At 69.5% G+C, this 1,613-nt stretch carries 1 protein-coding gene; it reads right to left on the bottom strand.

Features of this window, described 5'->3' with window-relative positions; all coding sequences use genetic code 11:
- A partial coding sequence (locus tag G3N61_RS39000) for an acyl-CoA dehydrogenase family protein (protein ID WP_241018137.1) occupies positions 1-1,419 on the bottom strand: 1,419 nt, incomplete at its 3' end.
- Between the last annotated feature and the right edge of the window lie 194 nt (positions 1,420-1,613).

Genomic DNA, 1,613 nt, shown 5'->3' with positions numbered 1-1,613 from the left:
GCGGATGTTCTGGAACGTGCGCGCGATGCCCGTCTTCGCGACCTGGTGCACCGCGGTCGGCTTGTATTCCGTGCCGTCGAGCTTGAACTCGCCGGAGTCCGGCGTGTAAAGGCCCGTGATCACGTTGCCCGAGCCTTCCCAGATCGAGTTGACGGGCGCCTCGCGGAACAGCCGCGCGATCGGGCCGTCGTCGACATAGCCGTTGCCGCCGAACACTTCCATCACTTCGCCGGTCAGTTCGACCGCGCGCTTGCACACCCAGAATTTCGCGGCGGGCGTGACGATGCGCTTCCATGCGCGTTCCCGCGGCGAGTCGTCGCGCTCGAACGCGTCGGCGAGACGCATCGACAGCGAAAGGGCCGCTTCGCTTTCGAGCGCGAGATCGGCGAGCACGGTGCGCATCAGCGGCTGCTCGGCGAGCGCGCGGCCGAACGCATGGCGCTGGCGCGTGTACGCGATCGCCTGCACGACGCCCTGGCGCAGCATCGCCGCGCTGCCGAGCACGCAGTTCAGCCGCGTGTAGGTGGCCATCTCGATGATGGTCGGAATGCCGCGACCTTCGTCGCCGAGCATGATGCCCCATGCGTCGTTCAGCTCGATCTCGCTGCTCGAGTTGCTGCGGTTGCCGACCTTGTCCTTCAGCCGCTGGATCTCGACCGCGTTCTTCGTGCCGTCCGGGCGCCAGCGCGGCACGTAGAAGCACGACGGGCCGCCGGCTTCGGTGCGCGCGACGACGAGGTGCGCATCGCACATCGGCGCGGAGAAGAACCACTTGTGGCCGCGCAGCCGGTATTCGCCGCCGCGTCCGCCCGCGCCGACGGCGGTCGCGAGCGTCGTGTTCGCGCGCACGTCGGAGCCGCCCTGTTTCTCGGTCATGCCCATGCCGAACCAGATCGAGCGCTTGTCGGCGACCGGCACGTCGCGCGGATCGTAGTCGTTGCTGTAGAGCTTGTCGCGCAGCAGGTCCCACAGCGCGGGCTCCTTCTGCAGCACGGGGATCGCGGCCTGCGTCATCGTCGCCGGGCACAGCGTGCCGGCCTCGATCTGGCCATGCAGGTAGAAGCCGGCCGCGGTCGCGGCCCAGCGGCCGCGGCGCGACTCGCGGAACGCGAGCGACACGAAGCCTTCGTGGCGGTACTGGCCGAGCAGCGTGTGCCACGCCGGGTGGAAGTCGACGCGATCGATGCGCCGGCCGCGCCGGTCGAACGTGTTCAGTTCCGGCGTGTGGCGGTTTGCTGCGTCGGCGAGCCGTGCGGTGTCGGCGCTGCCGAGCCGCGCGCCGTACGCGTCGAGCTGCGGCATGGCCCAGTCGGCGCCCGCGCGGGTGAGCGCGTCGCGCAGCGCGATGTCCGTCGCGAAGAGGTTATAGTCGACCAGTTCGTCGAACTGGTTCGTGACGGCGTGAGTCGATTCGGTCATCGAGGTTGTCTCCGGTCTCATGCTTCGCGGGCGGCTGGCGCCATGCCGCACGGATGGCGCGTCGGCGCCGGTTCCGGCCCCCGGTAAAACGCATTCCCTGCTGATTTCCAGAGTAGCAAATATGCCGCCGCGACATGTTCAGGTTCCGGCGCCGCCCGGCCAGCCGGCGGCGCAACCCGCGCCCGCCTTGCGCC

Origin of the sequence: Burkholderia sp. Ac-20349, from assembly GCF_017104865.1 — a bacterium.
Lineage (GTDB): Bacteria > Pseudomonadota > Gammaproteobacteria > Burkholderiales > Burkholderiaceae > Burkholderia > Burkholderia aenigmatica.
The sequence above is the reverse complement of the archived record's forward strand: the minus strand, read 5'-3'. Positions and strand labels throughout refer to the sequence as shown.